At 52.5% G+C, this 17,336-nt stretch carries 15 protein-coding genes; 5 read left to right on the forward strand and 10 right to left on the reverse strand.

The window, feature by feature from the left end:
- Positions 1-8 precede the first annotated feature (8 nt).
- The 4 genes from VH86_RS01755 to VH86_RS01770 form a co-directional block, all read right to left on the reverse strand.
- A complete protein-coding gene (locus VH86_RS01755) occupies positions 9-1,145 on the reverse strand; it encodes an efflux RND transporter periplasmic adaptor subunit (protein WP_045831690.1) in 1,137 nt (378 codons plus the stop codon).
- A gap of 199 nt (positions 1,146-1,344) precedes the next feature.
- Positions 1,345-1,533 carry a hypothetical protein gene (locus tag VH86_RS01760; RefSeq protein ID WP_038645063.1) on the reverse strand — a complete coding sequence of 63 codons (189 nt, stop codon included), beginning with the start codon at positions 1,531-1,533 and terminating at the stop codon, positions 1,345-1,347.
- A 425-nt stretch (positions 1,534-1,958) separates the two neighbouring features.
- Positions 1,959-3,689 (reverse strand): penicillin-binding transpeptidase domain-containing protein, encoded by a 1,731-nt coding sequence (locus VH86_RS01765; protein ID WP_038645061.1) that lies wholly within the window; start codon positions 3,687-3,689, stop codon positions 1,959-1,961.
- Positions 3,690-3,975: 286 nt separating this feature from the next.
- Positions 3,976-6,237, reverse strand: coding sequence for a molybdopterin-dependent oxidoreductase (locus VH86_RS01770; RefSeq protein WP_045831691.1), 2,262 nt, complete (start codon positions 6,235-6,237; stop codon positions 3,976-3,978).
- 197 nt (positions 6,238-6,434) lie between these two features.
- On the opposite strand from VH86_RS01770, the gene galR reads away from it, so the two are divergent.
- From galR to VH86_RS01785, 3 genes are all read left to right on the forward strand, one after another.
- Positions 6,435-7,436 (forward strand): HTH-type transcriptional regulator GalR, encoded by a 1,002-nt coding sequence (gene galR / locus VH86_RS01775; RefSeq protein ID WP_034823157.1) that lies wholly within the window; start codon positions 6,435-6,437, stop codon positions 7,434-7,436.
- 103 nt (positions 7,437-7,539) lie between these two features.
- Positions 7,540-8,685, forward strand: a complete 1,146-nt coding sequence (locus VH86_RS01780) for a pentapeptide repeat-containing protein (protein WP_045831692.1) — start codon at positions 7,540-7,542, stop codon at positions 8,683-8,685.
- Positions 8,685-9,386 carry a nucleotidyltransferase domain-containing protein gene (locus tag VH86_RS01785; protein ID WP_045831693.1) on the forward strand — a complete coding sequence of 234 codons (702 nt, stop codon included), beginning with the start codon at positions 8,685-8,687 and terminating at the stop codon, positions 9,384-9,386. The genes VH86_RS01780 and VH86_RS01785 overlap by 1 nt, the downstream gene beginning before the upstream one ends.
- A gap of 826 nt (positions 9,387-10,212) precedes the next feature.
- On the opposite strand, the gene VH86_RS01790 is transcribed toward VH86_RS01785, so the two are convergent.
- Together VH86_RS01790 and lysA are read right to left on the reverse strand one after the other, a co-directional pair.
- Entirely contained in the window at positions 10,213-10,665 is a 453-nt protein-coding gene (locus VH86_RS01790) for a GNAT family N-acetyltransferase (protein WP_045831694.1), read from the reverse strand.
- Positions 10,662-11,915: a diaminopimelate decarboxylase gene (gene lysA / locus VH86_RS01795; RefSeq protein ID WP_045831695.1), complete on the reverse strand. Its 1,254-nt coding sequence runs from the start codon at positions 11,913-11,915 to the stop codon at positions 10,662-10,664. The genes VH86_RS01790 and lysA overlap by 4 nt, the downstream gene beginning before the upstream one ends.
- Before the next feature lie 110 nt (positions 11,916-12,025).
- On the opposite strand from lysA, the gene VH86_RS01800 reads away from it, so the two are divergent.
- Positions 12,026-12,946 (forward strand): LysR family transcriptional regulator, encoded by a 921-nt coding sequence (locus VH86_RS01800; RefSeq protein ID WP_045831696.1) that lies wholly within the window; start codon positions 12,026-12,028, stop codon positions 12,944-12,946.
- Here the strand turns inward: VH86_RS01800 and VH86_RS01805 are convergent.
- Positions 12,943-14,106: an MFS transporter gene (locus tag VH86_RS01805; RefSeq protein ID WP_045816380.1), complete on the reverse strand. Its 1,164-nt coding sequence runs from the start codon at positions 14,104-14,106 to the stop codon at positions 12,943-12,945. The two genes, VH86_RS01800 and VH86_RS01805, sit on opposite strands and share 4 nt — an antisense overlap.
- Before the next feature lie 483 nt (positions 14,107-14,589).
- On the opposite strand from VH86_RS01805, the gene VH86_RS01810 reads away from it, so the two are divergent.
- Entirely contained in the window at positions 14,590-15,216 is a 627-nt protein-coding gene (locus tag VH86_RS01810; RefSeq protein ID WP_045831697.1) for a hypothetical protein, read from the forward strand.
- A 118-nt stretch (positions 15,217-15,334) separates the two neighbouring features.
- On the opposite strand, the gene VH86_RS01815 is transcribed toward VH86_RS01810, so the two are convergent.
- Genes VH86_RS01815 through VH86_RS01825 form a run of 3 tightly spaced genes read right to left on the reverse strand, consistent with a single transcriptional unit; the run spans position 15,335 to position 17,335 of the window.
- Positions 15,335-16,006 (reverse strand): DUF1989 domain-containing protein, encoded by a 672-nt coding sequence (locus VH86_RS01815; RefSeq protein WP_038645037.1) that lies wholly within the window; start codon positions 16,004-16,006, stop codon positions 15,335-15,337.
- 13 nt (positions 16,007-16,019) lie between these two features.
- The gene (locus VH86_RS01820; RefSeq protein WP_038645034.1) at positions 16,020-16,685 is read right to left on the reverse strand and encodes an amino acid ABC transporter permease; all 666 of its coding nucleotides are present in this window, start codon (positions 16,683-16,685) and stop codon (positions 16,020-16,022) included.
- On the reverse strand, positions 16,685-17,335 hold the full coding sequence (locus VH86_RS01825) for an amino acid ABC transporter permease (RefSeq protein ID WP_038645032.1): 651 nt from the start codon (positions 17,333-17,335) through the stop codon (positions 16,685-16,687). Before VH86_RS01825 ends, VH86_RS01820 begins: the two co-directional genes overlap by 1 nt.
- Between the last annotated feature and the right edge of the window lies 1 nt (position 17,336).

Below are 17,336 nucleotides of genomic sequence, written 5' to 3' on the forward strand. Positions count from 1 at the left end.
CCGCCCCCTTATTGCGCCGCTGCGTCGGTCATCGACAGACTCACGGCATTGGCGGATGGCGTGTCATTGGTGCTAGCGGCAGTGGTCGTGACTTTCGCCCCAGCACGCACGCTTTGCAGATTGTTCACCACGACCTTTTCACCTTCACTCAGCCCAGACGTCACCAGCCATTCACCGTTGATCATCTCGCCGGTGTGAATACTGCGCTGCTCAATGGTGTTGTCGCCTTTCACCACGTAGACATACGGCTGGCCTTTGGTGTCATGCATGATCGACTCCTGCGGCACCAGAATCCCCTGCTGCTGAATACCCTGCGGGAAGCTGGCGTGCACATACATGCCCGGGAGTAGCTCGTTATGTGGATTCGGGAATACGGCGCGCAGCACCACGGTACCGGTGGCGGTATCGACGTTCACTTCCGAGAACGCCAGTTTGCCCTGCTGACCATACTGGCTGTTGTCTTCCAGAGAGAGGCCAACCGCCGCGGTGTTGTCATCCACTTTGGCAATTTTGCCGTCGGCTAAGGCACGGCGCAGACGCAGCAGATCGGTGGAGGACTCACTGACATCGACATAGATCGGATCCAGTTGGGTGATGGTGGCGAGATAGTCGGTCTGGCCGTTAGTCACCAGAGCACCAGCGGTATACAGCGAACGGCTGATATGACCCGAGATCGGCGCTTTCACCAGTGTGTAATCAAGATTGACCTTAGCGGTTTCCACATCGGCTTGTGCTTCACGCTCTGCCGCGACGGCATCGTCGTAAGTCTGCTGGCTGATGGCGTGTGCAGAAGCCAGCGGCTGATAGCGTTTTGCCACCATGGCATCGTTTTGCCAGGTCGCCATGGCTTTGTCGTAAGCGGCTTTATAGGTTGCCGGATCGATCTGATAGAGCGGCTGGCCCGCTTTCACTTCTCCGCCTTCGGTAAACAGGATTTTCTGGATTACGCCGCTGACCTGTGGGCGCACCTGCGCGGTGCGGACCGCCGTGGTGCGACCAGGCAGTTGTGTCACCAGCGTGACGGGCTCAGATTTTAGGGCGATGACACCCACCTGGGGTGTCGCGGATGCAGCGGGCTTTGCTCCGCCCTGGTCACAGGCTGCCAGTAAAAACACCACGCTGGCAGAAAGAAGTTTCAGGCGCATAATTTTTCTCTGGATGAAAGGAGGGATAGTCACTGATGTGATGACATGCAAAAAATCATTGTAGGGAGGGAGTGATAAGGCGGTTGTTAAGGTTGCGTAAAATATATTTTCCAAAGGAAAATGGTAAACCTTTCGTGCCATAAATGGCTGTGAAATTTAGCTTTTTGCGGGTTTTTTACCGCCATTGATGACGACAGCATTAACCTTTCGGCTCAATCCCGCGACGACGTAATTCACGACGCGCCAAATCTTTCAACCAGCACGATAGCGTGATGTTTTCATCTTCTGTAACTTCGCGCAGTTGGTCATGCAACTCCGGATGAATGCGTAACTGAAACGCCGAGGAGCGGCCCTCGCCTTTTGGCGTTCGGTCTTTGGTTTTTGGCATCGGGACACACCTCAACGAATGGCAATAAAAAACGCCCCAAAGCCGCGCTACCAACACGGCAAGGGGCTGGCGAACCGAAATGGAATGCGGCATCGCGGTGCGTTACGCATAGGTTACACAGCAAGATATTTTTATGTTGGCGGGGAAGTGTTAAGACTCAGACAAGAGGTGTGAGCGAGTTCGCTCAGCGGTAAATTTCAGGTAAAAAAAACCCACGCATCCGCGTGGGTCGGTGCAACCGAACAGGGTGAATACCTGAGGACAGGTATTGCTGCCGCAGCAGCCGATCTTCACACCAATCAATACCTCTGGGACTTTTATCGTCGCCGAAAGTGGTGTGAGAAAACAGCCGCAAATCGCAACGGAGTTCGGCGAAATGCAACGAGGTGTGAAAAGCACCTCTCGGCAGTTACATCCTGATTTTACTAAGATTTATCCGAATTCGGTTTGCTGTAGATGGCGTCAGGCGCAATGTTCATATGCTTCAACACCGGCCCCATAATGCTGCCGAAAATCGGCGCCGCTACCGAACCACCAAAGTGATCGCCCGCTGTCGGATGGTTGACCATCACCACCAGCGCCACCTCAGGATGGCTGGCAGGGGCAATACCGGCGGTGTAGTTGACGTAACCGCCATCGTACTTCCCGCTGGTGCCCATTTTCTCTGCGGTACCGGTTTTGGTCGCCAGGCGGTAACCCGGCACAGCGGCTTTGACGCCGGTACCGCCAGGCAATACGTCACTCTCCAGCATGTGCACCACGGTTTGCACGATTTGCGGATCGGCCACCTGCTTGCCCAACACCGGCGGTGTGACTTTGGTAATCGACAGTGGACGATATACGCCGTAAGAACCGAGCGTGGCGTATTCACGGGCGATTTGCAGCGGTGTCACGCGCAGGCCGTAGCCAAAGGCAAAGGTAGCGCGTTCAATATCCGCCCAGCGTTCACGGTGCAGCGGGAAGTAGCCCACGCTCTCGCCGGTTAACCCGAGTCCCGTCGGCTTACCCAGGCCAAACGCCTGATAGGTGTTCACCAGCGCTTCAGCAGGCATCGCTAGCGCAATATGCGATACGCCGATATCACTCGATTTCTGCAAAATACCGGTCATGGTCAGGCGCGGCCAGTGGCCGACGTCACGAATCAAGTGGCCGTTGACGCTGTAGGGGGTGGTATCGATCACCGAGTCGGCACGCACCAGATGACGCTCCAGCCCTTCCATCACCACCAGCGGTTTCACCGTGGAGCCGGGTTCATAGCTGTCATTGATCGCCGTGTTGCGCATCTGTGCTGGCGTGGCGTTATCGAAGTTGTTGGGGTTGAACGAAGGATAGGAAGCCATCGCCAGGATCTCGCCCGTATCGATCTTGATCAGCACTGCCGCACCGGAATCCGCTTTATTCAGCAACACGCCATCGCGCAGTTTGCTGTAGAGGGTGAACTGGTCAAACTTATCAATACTCAGCTGTACCGTTGGCGGCTGCTTCGGCGGCTCGTAATCAAGCATGGCAACGATGTTGCCCTCTTTGTCCTGACGATAAACCTCTTTGCCCGGCTCGCCTTGCAGCACGTGGTCGAAACCTTTCTCCAGACCGTTCAGGCCATTGCTGTCAGCTCCGACAATGCCAATCAACGGCGCAGCGGCTTCACTCATTGGATAGAAGCGGCTGTCGTTGTATACCGAGCTGATGCCCTTCAGGTGCAGTTCGGCGATGTCTTTGGCGATGCCCAGCTCGATCTTACGGCCAAGATAGAGGAAGCGTTTTTTCGGGTTCGCGGTGATCTGCTCACGCAACTCTTCCGGACGCAAGTTCAGCGCCGAGGCAAGATATGTCCATTTGGCGTTGGTGAAGTCGGGATTGGCTTCCAGCACGCGCATCGGGTCGGCGATGATATCACGCGCCGGTACGCTCAGTGCCAGCGCCTGGCCATCACGATCCAGTAAGGTGCCACGGTTGGTGGGCAAGGTGACGGTGCGCAGTGAACGCTGATCGGCTTCGTGCTCAAGCATCGGATGCTTAATCAGTTGCAGGTCGCCGACGAAGATCAGCAGCAACACCATGCAGCTGAAGACACCCAGACAAATCAGGCGAAAACGAAACGGGTTAAATGGGGCTTTGATCTGGTCTTTTCCCAGAAGTTTTTTTATACGGGGCATAGCATTCCGCTGCAATAAACAGTTTTTTCAAGCTTGTTATCCGCAGTTATAAAGAAAGGTAAAGCGAGTTGACAGGAAAACTGTGTTTCAGTTCGTTAGCGCGAGCGACAGGCAAAAAAAACCTGCGCATCTGCGCAGGTCGGTGTAATCAAGAAAACTTTTTGATGTTCACCCATCAATACCTCTGGGACCCTGACTGTAGCAAGGTGGCATGACGGTTCTCCATCTCTCAAACGCAACAGTTACCCGCAAAATGTAACCAGCGGTGAGATTGTTAGCACCCCATTCACATCAGGTGTTTTTTGATTTCCACCAGGCAACTCATGGCGTTAGGGCCTTGCGTCAGTGATGAGGTGCCGATATCCAGCGTCAGCACATTGGGGTTACCGGCACGGTCCCACGGCTGCCAGGCACGGCCGAATCCGGGATCAAACCAGGCGCCGGTGGAGATAATCACCACACCTTGCGTTAAGCCATCGGTCAGACGCACACCGGCCAGCATACGGCCACGCGCATTACTGACTTCGATTTCGTCGCCATCCACAATCCCACGCGCACTGGCGTCCTGCGGATGCATATATAAGGTTTCACGTCCGGCAGTTTTATTCGCCTGCACCGTGGCAGTCGCGTCCATCTGGCTGTGCAGCCGATCCGAGGGCTGAATCGAGATCATATGCAGCGGGAAATCCTCGCTCAGCGGTGCGCCCAACCACTCCTGCGGCTCACGCCATTCAGGATGTCCGGCAAAATCTTCCAGTTGATAATCGGCGATGGTCTGGCAGAACAGCTCGATTTTGCCACTGGCGGTCTGGATCGGATGGGCCTGCGGGTTGGCGCGGAAATCATCCATAAACACATACGGCTTGCCGCCTTCCGGGATCTCAACGAAACCACGCTGCCAGAATTCACCAAACTCCGGGAAGTGGATATCTTTGCGCGCGTGCGCCACCGCACACTGCTGATACAGATGTTCAATCCACTGCATCTCATTGCGCCCTTCGGTGAAGACATCGCGATAACCGAGACGATCGGCGATATCCGCAAAGATATCGAAGTCATGACGCGCCTGATGCTGCGGTTTCACCGCCTGATGCATCGCAAAGACAAAGCGATCGCGTGAGGATCCGCCGATGTCGTTGCGCTCCAGCGTGGTGGTGGCGGGTAACACGATATCCGCCATCTGCGCCGCCGGGGTCCAGACGATATCCTGCACGATCACGGTATCCGGGCGCTGCCAGCCTTCCACCAGGCGGTTGAGCTGCTGATGGTGGTGGAACGGATTGCCACCCGCCCAGTGCACCAGATGGATATCGGGATAGTGCAGGGTTTCGCCCTGGAAATTGTAAGGCTGGCCGGGATTGAGCAGCATATCGCTGATGCGTGCGACCGGAATCGAGAAGTTGCCGGGATTCGGCCCGGTGCTCATCATCGGCGCGGGCCCTTCCTGACGCGGATTACCGACGCTGTTCATCGAACCGTGACCAAAGGAGAAACCGCCGCCCGGCAAGCCTGGCTGACCCAGCATCGAGGAGAGCGCAATCATCATCCAGTACGGCTGCTCACCGCGATGAGCACGCTGTACCGAGTAAGAACAGGTGATAAAGCTGCGTTTGCCAATCAGCTGCTGTGCCAGCAATGCGATACGCGCTGCCGGAATCCCGGTGATGGCACTCGCCCATGCCGGCGTTTTGGCGATACCATCGCTTTCGCCTAACAGATATTCACGCAGCTGCGGCCAGCCGGTGCAGTGGCTGGCAAGGAAGCTTTCGTCCAGCGCATTGCGGCGCGTAATCTCATAACCGAGCGCCAGCATCAGCGCCACATCGGTGTTCGGGCGAATCGGAATCCACTCGGCATTGACGAACGCCGGGCAGTCATCACGCATTGGGCTGATGTTGATGATCGGTGTGCCTTTAGCGCTCAACTGCTCTAGCGCCGGTTTCAGACTGTGCTGTCCGGCCCCGCCCGACGCCACCTGGGCATTTTTCAGCGCCAGGCCACCGAAGGCGATAAAGATGTCGGCATGTTCCACTACGCTCGGCCAGTCGGTGACGCGGCCCGTGAGCGGCATGTAAGTACCAATCACATAGGGCAGGAAGAACTGCGCTGCGCCCCAGCTATAGTTACCCTGCTGGTCCACCCCGCCGCCGCCCTGGAAGTAGAAACGACGGATCAGGGTGCGCGCATGGTTAACGCGTCCAGCCGATGACCAGCCGTAGGAGCCGTTGAAAATACCCGATGCGCCGTAGCGCTCGCGCACGCGGCGATTCTCTTCCGCCACCAGATCCAGTGCGGTATCCCAATCCACGGCGACAAAATCTTCACGACCACGCAGCGTGCGATCGCTGTTCTCACGCGACTTTAGCCATGAACGACGTACCATTGGCTGGCGGATACGCTTATCCGAGTAGACCAGTTCCGGGATGGTGTTGAGCATCGGCGACGGATCGGCGTCAGCAAAAAAGGGTTCACAGCCAATCAGGCGGTCGTTTTCCGTGACGGCAGTAAATGCGCCCCAGTGCGCCAGGTGTGGCACGCGTGTTTTCATGGTTATTGGGTCCGGCAGGCAGGTCTGAATCGTGCTGGCAGCATACCATGAGGCGATAGCAGGGCTAAAGCCAGTCTGTGAGCGCCTGATTTTCCGCACTTTTGCGACAGCGCTGGCATTCTCGCGGGTTGCTACAGGTACTGTTTTCCGTAACACTGATGGGATGTGTAAACGTTTTCCCGGATGCAAGTAATCGCATGGCTACCATTAAGGATGTTGCCCGCATGGCGGGGGTGTCGGTCGCAACCGTTTCCCGCGTCATCAATAATTCGCCCAAAGCCAGCGAGAGTTCACGCCTCGCCGTGACCCAGGCAATGGAGCAGTTGCAGTATCACCCGAACGCCAATGCACGCGCGCTGGCGCAGCAATCCACCGAAACCCTCGGTCTGGTGGTGGGTGACGTTTCCGACCCGTTTTTCGGCGCGATGGTGAAAGCTGTCGATGAAGTCGCAGGTGCCACCGGCAACTTCCTGCTGATTGGTAACGGTTACCACATTGAGCAAAAAGAGCGTCAGGCGATTGAGCAACTGATGCGGCATCGCTGCGATGCCTTAGTGGTGCATGCCAAGAAAATTCCTGACGCCGATTTAGAAGTGCTGATGAAGCAGGTGCCGGGTATGGTGCTGCTGAATCGCCTGCTGAAAGGCTTTGAGTCGCGCTGTATCGCGCTGGATGACCGTTACGGTGCCTGGCTGGCGACACGCCATCTGATCCAACAAGGCCATACGCAAATCGCCTTTATCTGCTCGACCCACCCGATTTCTGACTCCGAAGACCGCCTGCAGGGCTATTACGATGCGCTGAAAGAGCACGGTTTACCATCTAACGACCGCTTAGTGGCGTGGGGCGAGCCGGATGAAGTCGGGGGTGAACAAGCGATGACGGAATTGCTGGGGCGCGGTAAGCAGTTCACGGCGGTGGCCTGTTACAACGATTCGATGGCCGCCGGTGCGCTAGCGGTGCTGAGCGACAACGGTATTCGCGTCCCGGAAGAGATGTCACTGATTGGTTTTGATGATGTGCTGGTCTCACGCTATGTGCGCCCACGTTTGACTACGGTGCGTTACCCGATTGTCACCATGGCGCAGCAAGCGGCACAGCTGGCACTGGCGTTAGCCAACGGTACGGAAATGCCGGAAGTGACCAATATGTTTAGCCCGACGCTGGTAAGAAGGCATTCGGTGAGCGGGCCAGGTTAAAGGTAACTATTTGATGTCGTTTATATTTACAAGCGACATTAAATTACTTTAATCTATTGCGAATTGATATTTTTATTTGATTCCCTACCTACTGGTGACCAGCATGGCTGAAAGAGCACGCTATAAAAACATATGGGAAGTCGTTTATCGAGAAAAAAACGTCCCAGAGATAATATTTATTAAAAAGACATTGATAGACATTATTACACATCAAAAAAACCTTAGTGGTTATAAAAATCATGACATAGACATCAATTTCAATCGTGGTTCAATATCTAACAAAAGATTATTTGTCAATAATATAAATTTTGAATTTTGCGATTTCAAAGGTAAAAACTCAAACCAACGGATTACATTTAATAACTGTACATTTGTTAATTGTTATTTTGGAGGAACTGAGTTTACACATACTAACTTTAACGGCTGCAAGTTTGAAAACACATCTTTATCACTCATGTCATTTATCAAATGCAACTTTGATGATAAAAACTCCTTCAGAAACATATCACACTCAGGAGTCTTAACTAAATTTTCCGATACAAACATTAAGTCTACCGATTTGATATTCAACACTTATAATTACGCCACAATGAAATACTGCAAGGCCCACAACAAAAAATATTTTATTGAAAAATACAAATCTAGAACATCAACATCAAAGTTATCAAGAAATATTTTAATGTCTAATGCTTCTACTGGTGATGATGATATATATTACGATTCAATGAAAGCACTGGCAATCTCATCATTTAAAGAAAAGGTAGCTAAAACATTTAAAAATATCTATCTTAATTTAAAGCACGTAAAGGACATACGCTCATCCAAAAAACTAAATCACGACTCAAATTATTACCTTGCATTTAAATCGCTATTAATATCTCTTGCCACAATATTTAGATGCATATTTTTCCCCCTTGAAAGATCAATGTTGTTTGTTAGCGGCGCTCTGAATGGATGGGGCGGAAGTTTATCACGATGCATTTTCTCCGGGGCTGCAATAGTAATATTTTACTCGTTGGTATATCAATATTTAAACATAGATCCTGCATCTCACTTAAGCTCCCCCTTCCTTAAGTCCTTGGTAGCTAGTCTGGACATTACCTTTTTAGCTGGTTACACTAAACATGTAACAAATGACGGAGAGCCTACGTTGGAATTAGTTGCTCTATCAAATGTGTTAGTTGGACTGTGGTGGTATGCAATTAGTATACCGACATTAATTAATAAAGTTAGTACTTCAAGGTCGTAATGGATAAAAATATTAAATGCTTAGTACTGTTTGGAAGTCATGCCCGAGGGGATCATGACTTACATTCAGACATCGATTTACTAGGGATCGATAACTCTTATGATTATGGAGTAACTAGCATTAAGACGACAAATTTATCTTTGTATTCAGAAGAAAAACTTACAGAAATGATGGCTCAAGGAGATCTTTTCGCATTACATTTGAAAGAAGAAGGGATATGCATATTCAATGACGAAATATTTAACGTCATTAAGAAATCATTTAAATATAAAGATGATTATTCATCTGAGATTTACACAAGTTATCTACTTGCGAAGAAGATTTTAGAAAGAGAAGCTGAAATTAAAGACTGGGCCTTCGCAAACAGAAGGATAAGTTGGTGCATTCGAACTTTTTTAATATCTCTATCTGCTGAGAAACGAACGCCATTCTTCTCAAAAAAAGCCATGTCAACTTTCGCAAATGACATTTCAAATAAAACAATAAACAAGTTATCTTTTGAAGATCAATATTTTCTTATTGATGCAAAAGCTCATAGTAGTAAAAATGAAAAAATATTAACCCTATTGAGTATTTTTTTACACTGTTTCAGTGAATTTGATGATGAAAATAAAATTACCAAGCGCGTTTTCTATTCAAGTGGAGTTGTCTGCAACACTTTAGAATCATTATTCCATGACCTCAAGAACTATTATGAATAAAGCAATGGGTATTTTATAATACAAGTTCAATGGAATTTAATATCAAAGTACTTACATGATCCATCGTTATAAATAGTTAAGAATTTAATTCTTAAGAAACAATTTACAACAGGGAAACTTATAAAAATTTTGGTTGAAAAAACATCCCATCAACCCTATTTAAACGACAGCATAAGGCAACTAGTTTAGGCTTCCATTTCAGAAAAATAAAAATAATAACCATGCAATTGTAATTAGCATTGAAAACCCATACTAGAATAATCAATCACCATAGTTAACACTCTGTAGTGGCATTGTGAAAAACAACTTAGCTAGTACTCGCTAAACCATAAAAATCGAATATTAATAAATTTTACTTTCATACTAACAATTATCATTTTCGAACAAAACTCACTTGGTTAAAAAATCCATCCAATATAAAAATGCAAGAAATTAAAATTCACAACAAGTGAGAGCAAACCATAATATTGAAAATATCAGCGCCATAAATAAAAATATTTTCATAATTACTAGCCTTATCATTAATAAGCTAATCATCAATTATTAGTTTAGCCAAAAGGTTACGGCATGGAAAACCTAGATTTTATATTCTCTCCGAAAATTTAACATTATAGTCAAGATTACTGATATGCCGAAAGAGAGTGGAATATGTCAGATAATTTCTTACAGGGAACTAAGTTTGCAATGAAGTACCATAAAGCAGCTTGTATGCAGTTATAAACCAGTGCTTTAGGTACGTTGAATTATGATAAACCACGTACCACAAACATTCCTCTTCAGCTTAATACATATGACGATAGATACGATTTATTTGAAGATGCTCAAATCACAAATCCTGCGAATAGACCTTCACTCGCACATCCGGGAACTCCAGCGCGTCACACTGATACTGCCAGCCAAAGCGCTCGTAGTAGCCGCCAAACGTTGACCATAGCCACAGCTTTTCATGCCCGCGCTCGCGGGCATAATTCAACACATGCTGCTGCAGCGCTTCGCTCAAGCCATTGCCGCGCGCAGGTTCATCCACATACAACGCGGCGACCCACGGATAGAGATCCTGACGGCTGATCAAATCACAACGCCAGAACCCTACCGTGCCCAAGGGCACATCGCCATCCAGCGCCACAAAGGTCACCGGATATTCGGCGCCGTTCAGGCTGCTGCGCACAATGCTGTCGTAAAATTCGCGGGATGTTCCCTCGCCAAACGCCTGCCACAGCCAGTCGGTGATATGGCTGGCGTGGTGCGGCACCTCGCTGAGCGCAACAATCTTAATCACATCAGCTCCAGCGCCAGCAGCTCCTGAATGGTCTGCGCACGACGAATTTCACGCGGGCTGCCGTTCTCGAACAGCACTTCCGGAATCAATGGACGGCTGTTGTAGTTGGACGACATGGATGCGCCGTACGCGCCGGTATCGTGGAACACCAGATAATCGCCGACCTGCATGGCTGGCAACGCACGGGTTTCGACTTTACCGCCTTCCAGCTGAGTAAACACATCGCCCGACTCGCACAGCGGACCGGCCACCACGCTCTCAACGGTTGCGTCACTCAGCGCGCGACCATCGGCTGGCAGCACGGAAATATGGTGATAGCTGCCGTACATGGATGGGCGCATCAGATCGCTGAAACCGGCATCCACCAGCACAAAGTGACGGCTGCCCATCTCCTTAACCGCACGCACCTGAGACACCAGTACGCCAGACTCTGCCACCAGGAAACGGCCAGGTTCAATTTCCAGTTTCACCGGATGACCGAGATGCGCCGCGATGCGGTCACGCGCACCACTCCACAAGCCGAAATAGTGCTGAGTATCAATGGCTTCTTCGCCGAAACGGTATGGAATCGACAAACCACCACCCGCTGAAATGGCTTCCAGATCCTGACCAAATTCGATGACCTGATCGACCATCGCGTCACACACCTGCTGCAGATGGCCATAATCGACACCGGAACCGATGTGCATATGCAGGCCCACCAGTTTCAGGCCATGCTGCTGAATCGCCGCCAGCGCCAGCGGCAGATCACTGTGCCAGATGCCGTGCTTGCTGTTCTCACCGCCAGTGTTGGTTTTCTGGCTGTGACCATGACCAAATCCCGGGTTGATGCGCAGCCAGACTTTATGGCCTGGTGATACAGCGCCAAGCTGATGCAACATGTCTACGGAACCGGCATTGACCGGCACTTTCAATTCCGCGATACGCGCCAGGGTTGGCTGATCAAACACATCAGCCGTGAAGACGATATCTTCGCCACCCGGTTGGAAACCCGCGGCCAGCGCACGTTCAATTTCACCCAATGAAACGGAATCCACTTTTACGCCAGCGGCACGCATCAGACGCAGAATGTGAATGTTTGAGCAGGCTTTTTGCGCGAAACGTACCACGTCAAAGGCGCTCAGCTGCGCAATACGCTGCTGAATAATCGCGGCATCGTAAGCCCAGAATGGCCCTGCATAGCGTTGTGCCAGCGGCAATAAATTGTCGGCAGTCAGTGCCGTTTCGGTGTTGTTCAGTGGACGTGGCATCTCAATTCTCCTGTGTCTTTGCCGTTATTTAGCCACAGCCAATCGATTCAGAAAAATATCTGTTTTAGCGTCAGCTATGCAAATATGATATGGAATTGCAAAGAGGATTTATGGCAAAAATTAACTGGCGACATATCGAAATTTTTCATGCGGTGATGACCAGCGGCAACCTGACGCAGGCAGCTGCATTGCTGCATACTTCACAGCCGACGGTGAGCCGTGAGCTGGCGCGGCTGGAGCAGCAGCTCGGTCTGGAACTGTTTGAACGGGTGCGCGGACGTTTGCAGCCCACGGTGCAAGGTTTGCGGCTGTATGAAGAAGTTCAGCGATCCTGGTACGGCTTAGACCGCATCATGGATGCCGCCGAAGGTTTGCGCCAGTTCCGCCAGGGTGAGCTGTCGATTGCCTGTTTACCGGTTTTTTCGCAATCGTTGTTACCTCCCCTGCTACAGCCTTTCCTGCAACGCTATCCGCAAGTCAGTCTGAATATCATTCCGCAGGAGTCGCCGCTGCTGGAAGAGTGGCTGTCGGCACAGCGCTACGATCTGGGTCTGACCGAAACCCAACATGCGCCAGCAGGCACTGAGCGTGTGCCGCTGCTGACCTGCGATGAAGTGTGCGTGCTGCCGCCTCACCATCCGCTGTGCCAGCGTGAGGTGCTGACGCCGCAGGATTTTCAGGGGGAGAATTACGTCAGCTTGTCGCGCAGTGATAGCTATCGTCAGCTGTTGGATTCGCTGTTTCATGAACAAGAAGTGGAGCGTCGTCTGGTACTGGAGACGCACAGTGCGGCTTCCGTATGTGCGATGGTGCGCGCTGGCGTGGGGATTTCGATTGTCAATCCGCTGACGGCACTGGACTATGCCGACAGCGGTGTGGTGATGCGCAAGTTCAGTATTGCGGTGCCCTTCACCGTGAGCCTGGTGCGGCCACAACATCGCCCGGCCTCAGCGCTGGTTGATCACTTCTGCGACCACCTGCAGCAGCAAGTGGCCACCTTTAACCAACGCATTGCCGAGCGTCTGGTTTAAGCGCGTACCGCTTCGCCCTGCCCGCCCGACTTACGGAAGGTGATCAGGCAGATAACCAGACCAACCACCGCCAGTGCAGCGGCGGCGACCGGCACTGAGGTCAGCCCGTAGCCTTTGTCGATCACCGCGCCGCCGACCCAGGCACCGAGCGCATTACCGACGTTGAACGCAGAGATATTCAGCGTGGAGACCAGGTTAGGTGCGTCTTTACCGTGGCGCACGACATTAATCTGTAAGCCGGGCACGGTCGCAAAGGTCGCCATTGCCCACAGGAACAGCGTGATCTCCGCTAACCACAGCGCGTGGCTGGTCCAGCTGAACAGCAGCGAGAACACCGCGATCAGCACAAAGCTGAGAATCAGGCTGAAGGAGACTTTCCAGTCGGCCAGCTTGCCGCCGAGGATGTTTCCGACGGTTAAGCCCGCACCAATCAGGAACAGCGTCCAGCTCACGCCGCGATCGGTGATGCCCGTCACCTGCAACAGCAACGGCGCGATGTAGCTAAACAGCGCAAACATCGCTGCAGCAAAGAACACCGTCATCAGCAGCGACAGCCACAGTTTGCCATTCGCCAGCGCGCTGACTTCACTCGCCAGATGCACCGGTTTCTCTTCTTTGTTGGTCGGAAGACTGACAATCAAGGCGATAAAGGCGAGGATGCCGATGATCGCCACGCCCCAGAAGGTGGCGCGCCAGCCAAACAGCTGACCAAACCAAGTACCGAGCGGCACGCCCAGCACGTTGGCGAGAGTTAAGCCGGTGAACATCAACGCTACCGCCGATGCCTGACGGCTGGGTGCCACCAGACTCGCTGCCACCACCGAGCCGATACCAAAGAAGGCGCCGTGGCACAGTGCGGTGACCACACGCGCCAGCATCAGCAGGTTATAGGTGTACGCCAGCGCACACAGCACGTTGCCGATAATAAAGATGATCATTAACAGAATCAGAGTACGTTTACGCGGCAGCTTCGCCGTCAGCAACGCCATGATCGGTGCACCGATGGCCACGCCCAGTGCATAACCACTGATCAGCCATCCTGCTGAAGGAATCGACACCTGTAAATCGCCCGCCACTTCCGGCAGCAATCCCATAATCACGAATTCCGTGGTGCCGATGGCGAACGCACTCAGCGCCAGCGCCAGTAATGCAACAGGCATAACACACTCTCCTAAAATGTTTTGCAGGCGGGCCGCACGGCGGACGCAATGCGGTTACAACGGACGCATACCCTCATTCTTTTGAGTTGCAGGCAGGGGCAAACGAGACAATCCCGATGAGCTGGCTTAAATCAGGGATTAAAATGAGCGATATCAGCCAACTTACCTGCAACCCAAACGATGACGGCTTTTATTATTTGAACTGCGTCACATTCTGATTAAAGCACAGGCTTGGCAGCTCAACCAGCCTCTGTGCTGCAAGGCATTTTTGCTTGCAACGCAATAATCCCTGCGCGGGAAAGTGACTGCAGCTGACCACTGAGACAGATGGCACTTTTCACGCTACGCTTGATTCAGCTGTGATCGTTGTCACAGCAATTCAGCTTTCGGCGAGAAATCAATCAGTAAAGGATGCGCGCGCATTGCCGATACCTCAACCAGTTACGCGGTGATGCGGTGTCAAAAAATGCAGGGGGAACACCTATGCGATGGCTGATCGCACTGACAGTGGGTTGCCTGAGTGGCTGCTCCGTGGGTCACTACGAGTACAGCAAAGAAGCCGCAAAACGCGTCGATATGACCGTGACTGGCATTCCTACCGTGCTGGGTATTGGCGCGCTGGGCACCACCATTCCACTGACACCTGAATACAGTTTGACGGCCGCACACGTGGCGAAATACTCGATGTATCGGGTGAAAGCCTGGCATCCTGAGTGCGATATCGCTGTGGTGTATCACAAGAACAGCGAACCTAACCTCCCACCACCGTTCCGCAACAGCCATATTGGCGACAACATCAATCTATACGGTTACAGCTTTATCTCGGCGATGCCGGTGGCCTCAAGCGGCAAGAATTTAATCAACACCACACTGGCCAATGACTGGAATAAACCGAGTTGTGTGGTGGTGGCCGCAAATGCCGGTGTAGTGAAAGGCATGTCAGGCGGTGCGGTGTACAACGCCAGCGACGATACGCTGGCGGGAGTGATTGTCGGTTACAGCAGTGCGATTGATGACAACAAAAGCGGCAAGACCTTGTATAAGGATGTGGCGCTGTATGTGCCGTACGCACGTTTCCAGGTGTGGCTGAATCAGGTGATTAAGTCGTAAAGCATCCGAGAGTCTCGGCCCCACTGATGCGTCTGAATCCGCCATCTTTCACTGAAATGCCAATCCCTCAACGGGATCACTTCCCTCTTCTAATGGAAGAGGGGAAAGAAAAAGGCGCTTACGCCGGCACCCAGGCCCCTTTTAACTGCACCTGCGGGAAACCGGCGGTCAGAATACGCAGTTCGGCATCGCGCGGGGTGTTATCACCCTGCCCCTGAATGCTGACGATATCCTGCGGGCAGGCCGAGAATGCCACGAAGCAATCCATCTCAGCGCGCAGCACAATGTAATCACCCGGCTTGGTCACCACCGGCAATGTTTTCAGGGTAATACCGTCCGGCTGCACCTGAATATTCATAAAAATGTTCAATGACGCCAGATTGCCGTGCGGCAGCTCGACACCTAACTCACGCATGCCTTCAAACAGATTATCGTGGCAGTTGCGGTGATACTCGGTGCAGCCCAACAACTCATAACGACGCGCATCGCAGGCGGCCATGAAGGAGTCATGCACGCCCGGTGAGGTATCCGCCACCAGCGTTAAAATCGGGTGGCGCTGGCTGGTGATAAAGCTGTCACCGACTTTGGGATTGAGACGCTGGTTCCACACACGCGTCGCTTCCATACACATATATTCAGTGACGTCTTCGGCGTTGTACGCCCAGCAATCCACCACTTGCGTACCGTGCAGATTGATCACCTGCACCGCTTCCCCTTTCTTCAAACGCACCGCTTTGCCGTAGCGCGCGGGAATGGTTATCGCTTCACGATGCTGATATTCAGCCGACATAGTGTTCTCCTGGTTAATGCTGCATGCCGCGACGATAGCGCGTCATGCGAGATTCAAGGCCGCGTGCCAGCCAGTCGATCAGACTGTTGAGCAGCCAGTAACAAAGCGCCACGGTGAGATAGATCTCCAGCGGCGCGTAGGTATCCGAAATCGCCTGTTTAGCGGCGTACATAAACTCCTGCACCGAGACAATCGACAGCAGCGCAGAGTCTTTAATCAACCCAATCATCAGCCCAACCAGCGGCGACAACATCTGCGGCAGGGTTTGCGGCAGCACCACATCGCGTAACTGCTCGCTGCGGCTCAGGCCCAGCACGCGACACGCTTCCCATTGCCCTTTCGGCAACGCCTCGATGGCCGAGCGAATAACCTGCGCGATGTAGGGCGCGTAATAGAGCGTCAGCGCCAGTACGCCCACTACCGGCGATGACAACGTGATGTCGTACTCCGGCAGCACAAAATAGAGCAGATAGATCACCACCAGCAGCGGCAGTGCGAGTGTTAGTCCGCTGTAGAGGTTGAGCAAGCGCAACCAGAACGGCGAAGCGCGCATCAGCAGTAACGCCATCAGCCCGCCCCATACCAAAGAACAAAAGGCGGCGATGAGGCACAACTTCAACGTGGCGATCATGCCGTCACCGAGTGAAGGCAAGGAGGTCAAAATAGCTTGCCAATCCATCAGGCGATCCTCCGTTTGGCTTCCAGACGTCGTGCGGCGGCAATCAACGGCATGGCAATCAACAGATATCCCGCCGCCACTAACAACAGCACCTGAGTGGCTTCATAAGTGCGCGCAATCACAATTTGTCCGGCATAGGTCAACTCGGTCAGTGCCACCACCGATGCCAGCGGCGTGGTTTTCAGCAGAATGGTGAACTCGTTGACCAGCATCGGCAGACTGGCGCGCATGACCTGCGGATTAATCACATACCACCAGGTCAGGAAACGGCTCAGACCTAAGGTCCGCGCCGCTTCGAGTTGCCCACGCGTGACCAGCGAACGGTTCACGCGCAAAATCTCCGCCACGTAGGCGCCGCTGTTGAGACCGATGGCGATCACGGCGGCCAGCATCGGCTGACCGCCGAGCCCCAAACGCGGCAGGGTGAAAAACACCACGAACAGTTGCACGATGGCCGGTGTACCGCGCATCAGGCTGACGTACAGTCGACCGATGGCGCGCCAGATCCAGGCGCGACGCAGTTGCAGGAAGCAACCAAGCTGCCCCATCACCACGCTAACCAACGACGCCAGCACGGTCAGTAGCAGCGTCATCAGCAGGCCATGTCCGAGTTCTGGCAGCGCGGCCACTACCTGTTGATCCAGCCCCATG

The organism is Pantoea sp. BL1, from assembly GCF_000963985.1.
Taxonomy (GTDB): domain Bacteria; phylum Pseudomonadota; class Gammaproteobacteria; order Enterobacterales; family Enterobacteriaceae; genus Pantoea; species Pantoea rwandensis_B.

Bases quoted from the DNA above. Each gene is read 5' to 3' on its own strand.
- VH86_RS01755 (WP_045831690.1), bottom strand. From the start codon at position 1,145: ATGCGCCTGAAACTTCTTTCTGCCAGCGTGGTGTTTTTACTGGCAGCC.
- VH86_RS01815 (WP_038645037.1), bottom strand. From the start codon at position 16,006: ATGTCGGCTGAATATCAGCATCGTGAAGCGATAACCATTCCCGCGCGC.
- VH86_RS01805 (WP_045816380.1), bottom strand. From the start codon at position 14,106: ATGCCTGTTGCATTACTGGCGCTGGCGCTGAGTGCGTTCGCCATCGGC.
- VH86_RS01760 (WP_038645063.1), bottom strand. From the start codon at position 1,533: ATGCCAAAAACCAAAGACCGAACGCCAAAAGGCGAGGGCCGCTCCTCG.
- VH86_RS01820 (WP_038645034.1), bottom strand. From the start codon at position 16,685: ATGGATTGGCAAGCTATTTTGACCTCCTTGCCTTCACTCGGTGACGGC.
- VH86_RS01800 (WP_045831696.1), top strand. From the start codon at position 12,026: ATGGCAAAAATTAACTGGCGACATATCGAAATTTTTCATGCGGTGATG.
- lysA (WP_045831695.1), bottom strand. From the start codon at position 11,915: ATGCCACGTCCACTGAACAACACCGAAACGGCACTGACTGCCGACAAT.
- VH86_RS01770 (WP_045831691.1), bottom strand. From the start codon at position 6,237: ATGAAAACACGCGTGCCACACCTGGCGCACTGGGGCGCATTTACTGCC.
- VH86_RS01765 (WP_038645061.1), bottom strand. From the start codon at position 3,689: ATGCCCCGTATAAAAAAACTTCTGGGAAAAGACCAGATCAAAGCCCCA.
- VH86_RS01810 (WP_045831697.1), top strand. From the start codon at position 14,590: ATGCGATGGCTGATCGCACTGACAGTGGGTTGCCTGAGTGGCTGCTCC.
- galR (WP_034823157.1), top strand. From the start codon at position 6,435: ATGGCTACCATTAAGGATGTTGCCCGCATGGCGGGGGTGTCGGTCGCA.
- VH86_RS01780 (WP_045831692.1), top strand. From the start codon at position 7,540: ATGGCTGAAAGAGCACGCTATAAAAACATATGGGAAGTCGTTTATCGA.
- VH86_RS01825 (WP_038645032.1), bottom strand. From the start codon at position 17,335: ATGGGGCTGGATCAACAGGTAGTGGCCGCGCTGCCAGAACTCGGACAT.
- VH86_RS01785 (WP_045831693.1), top strand. From the start codon at position 8,685: ATGGATAAAAATATTAAATGCTTAGTACTGTTTGGAAGTCATGCCCGA.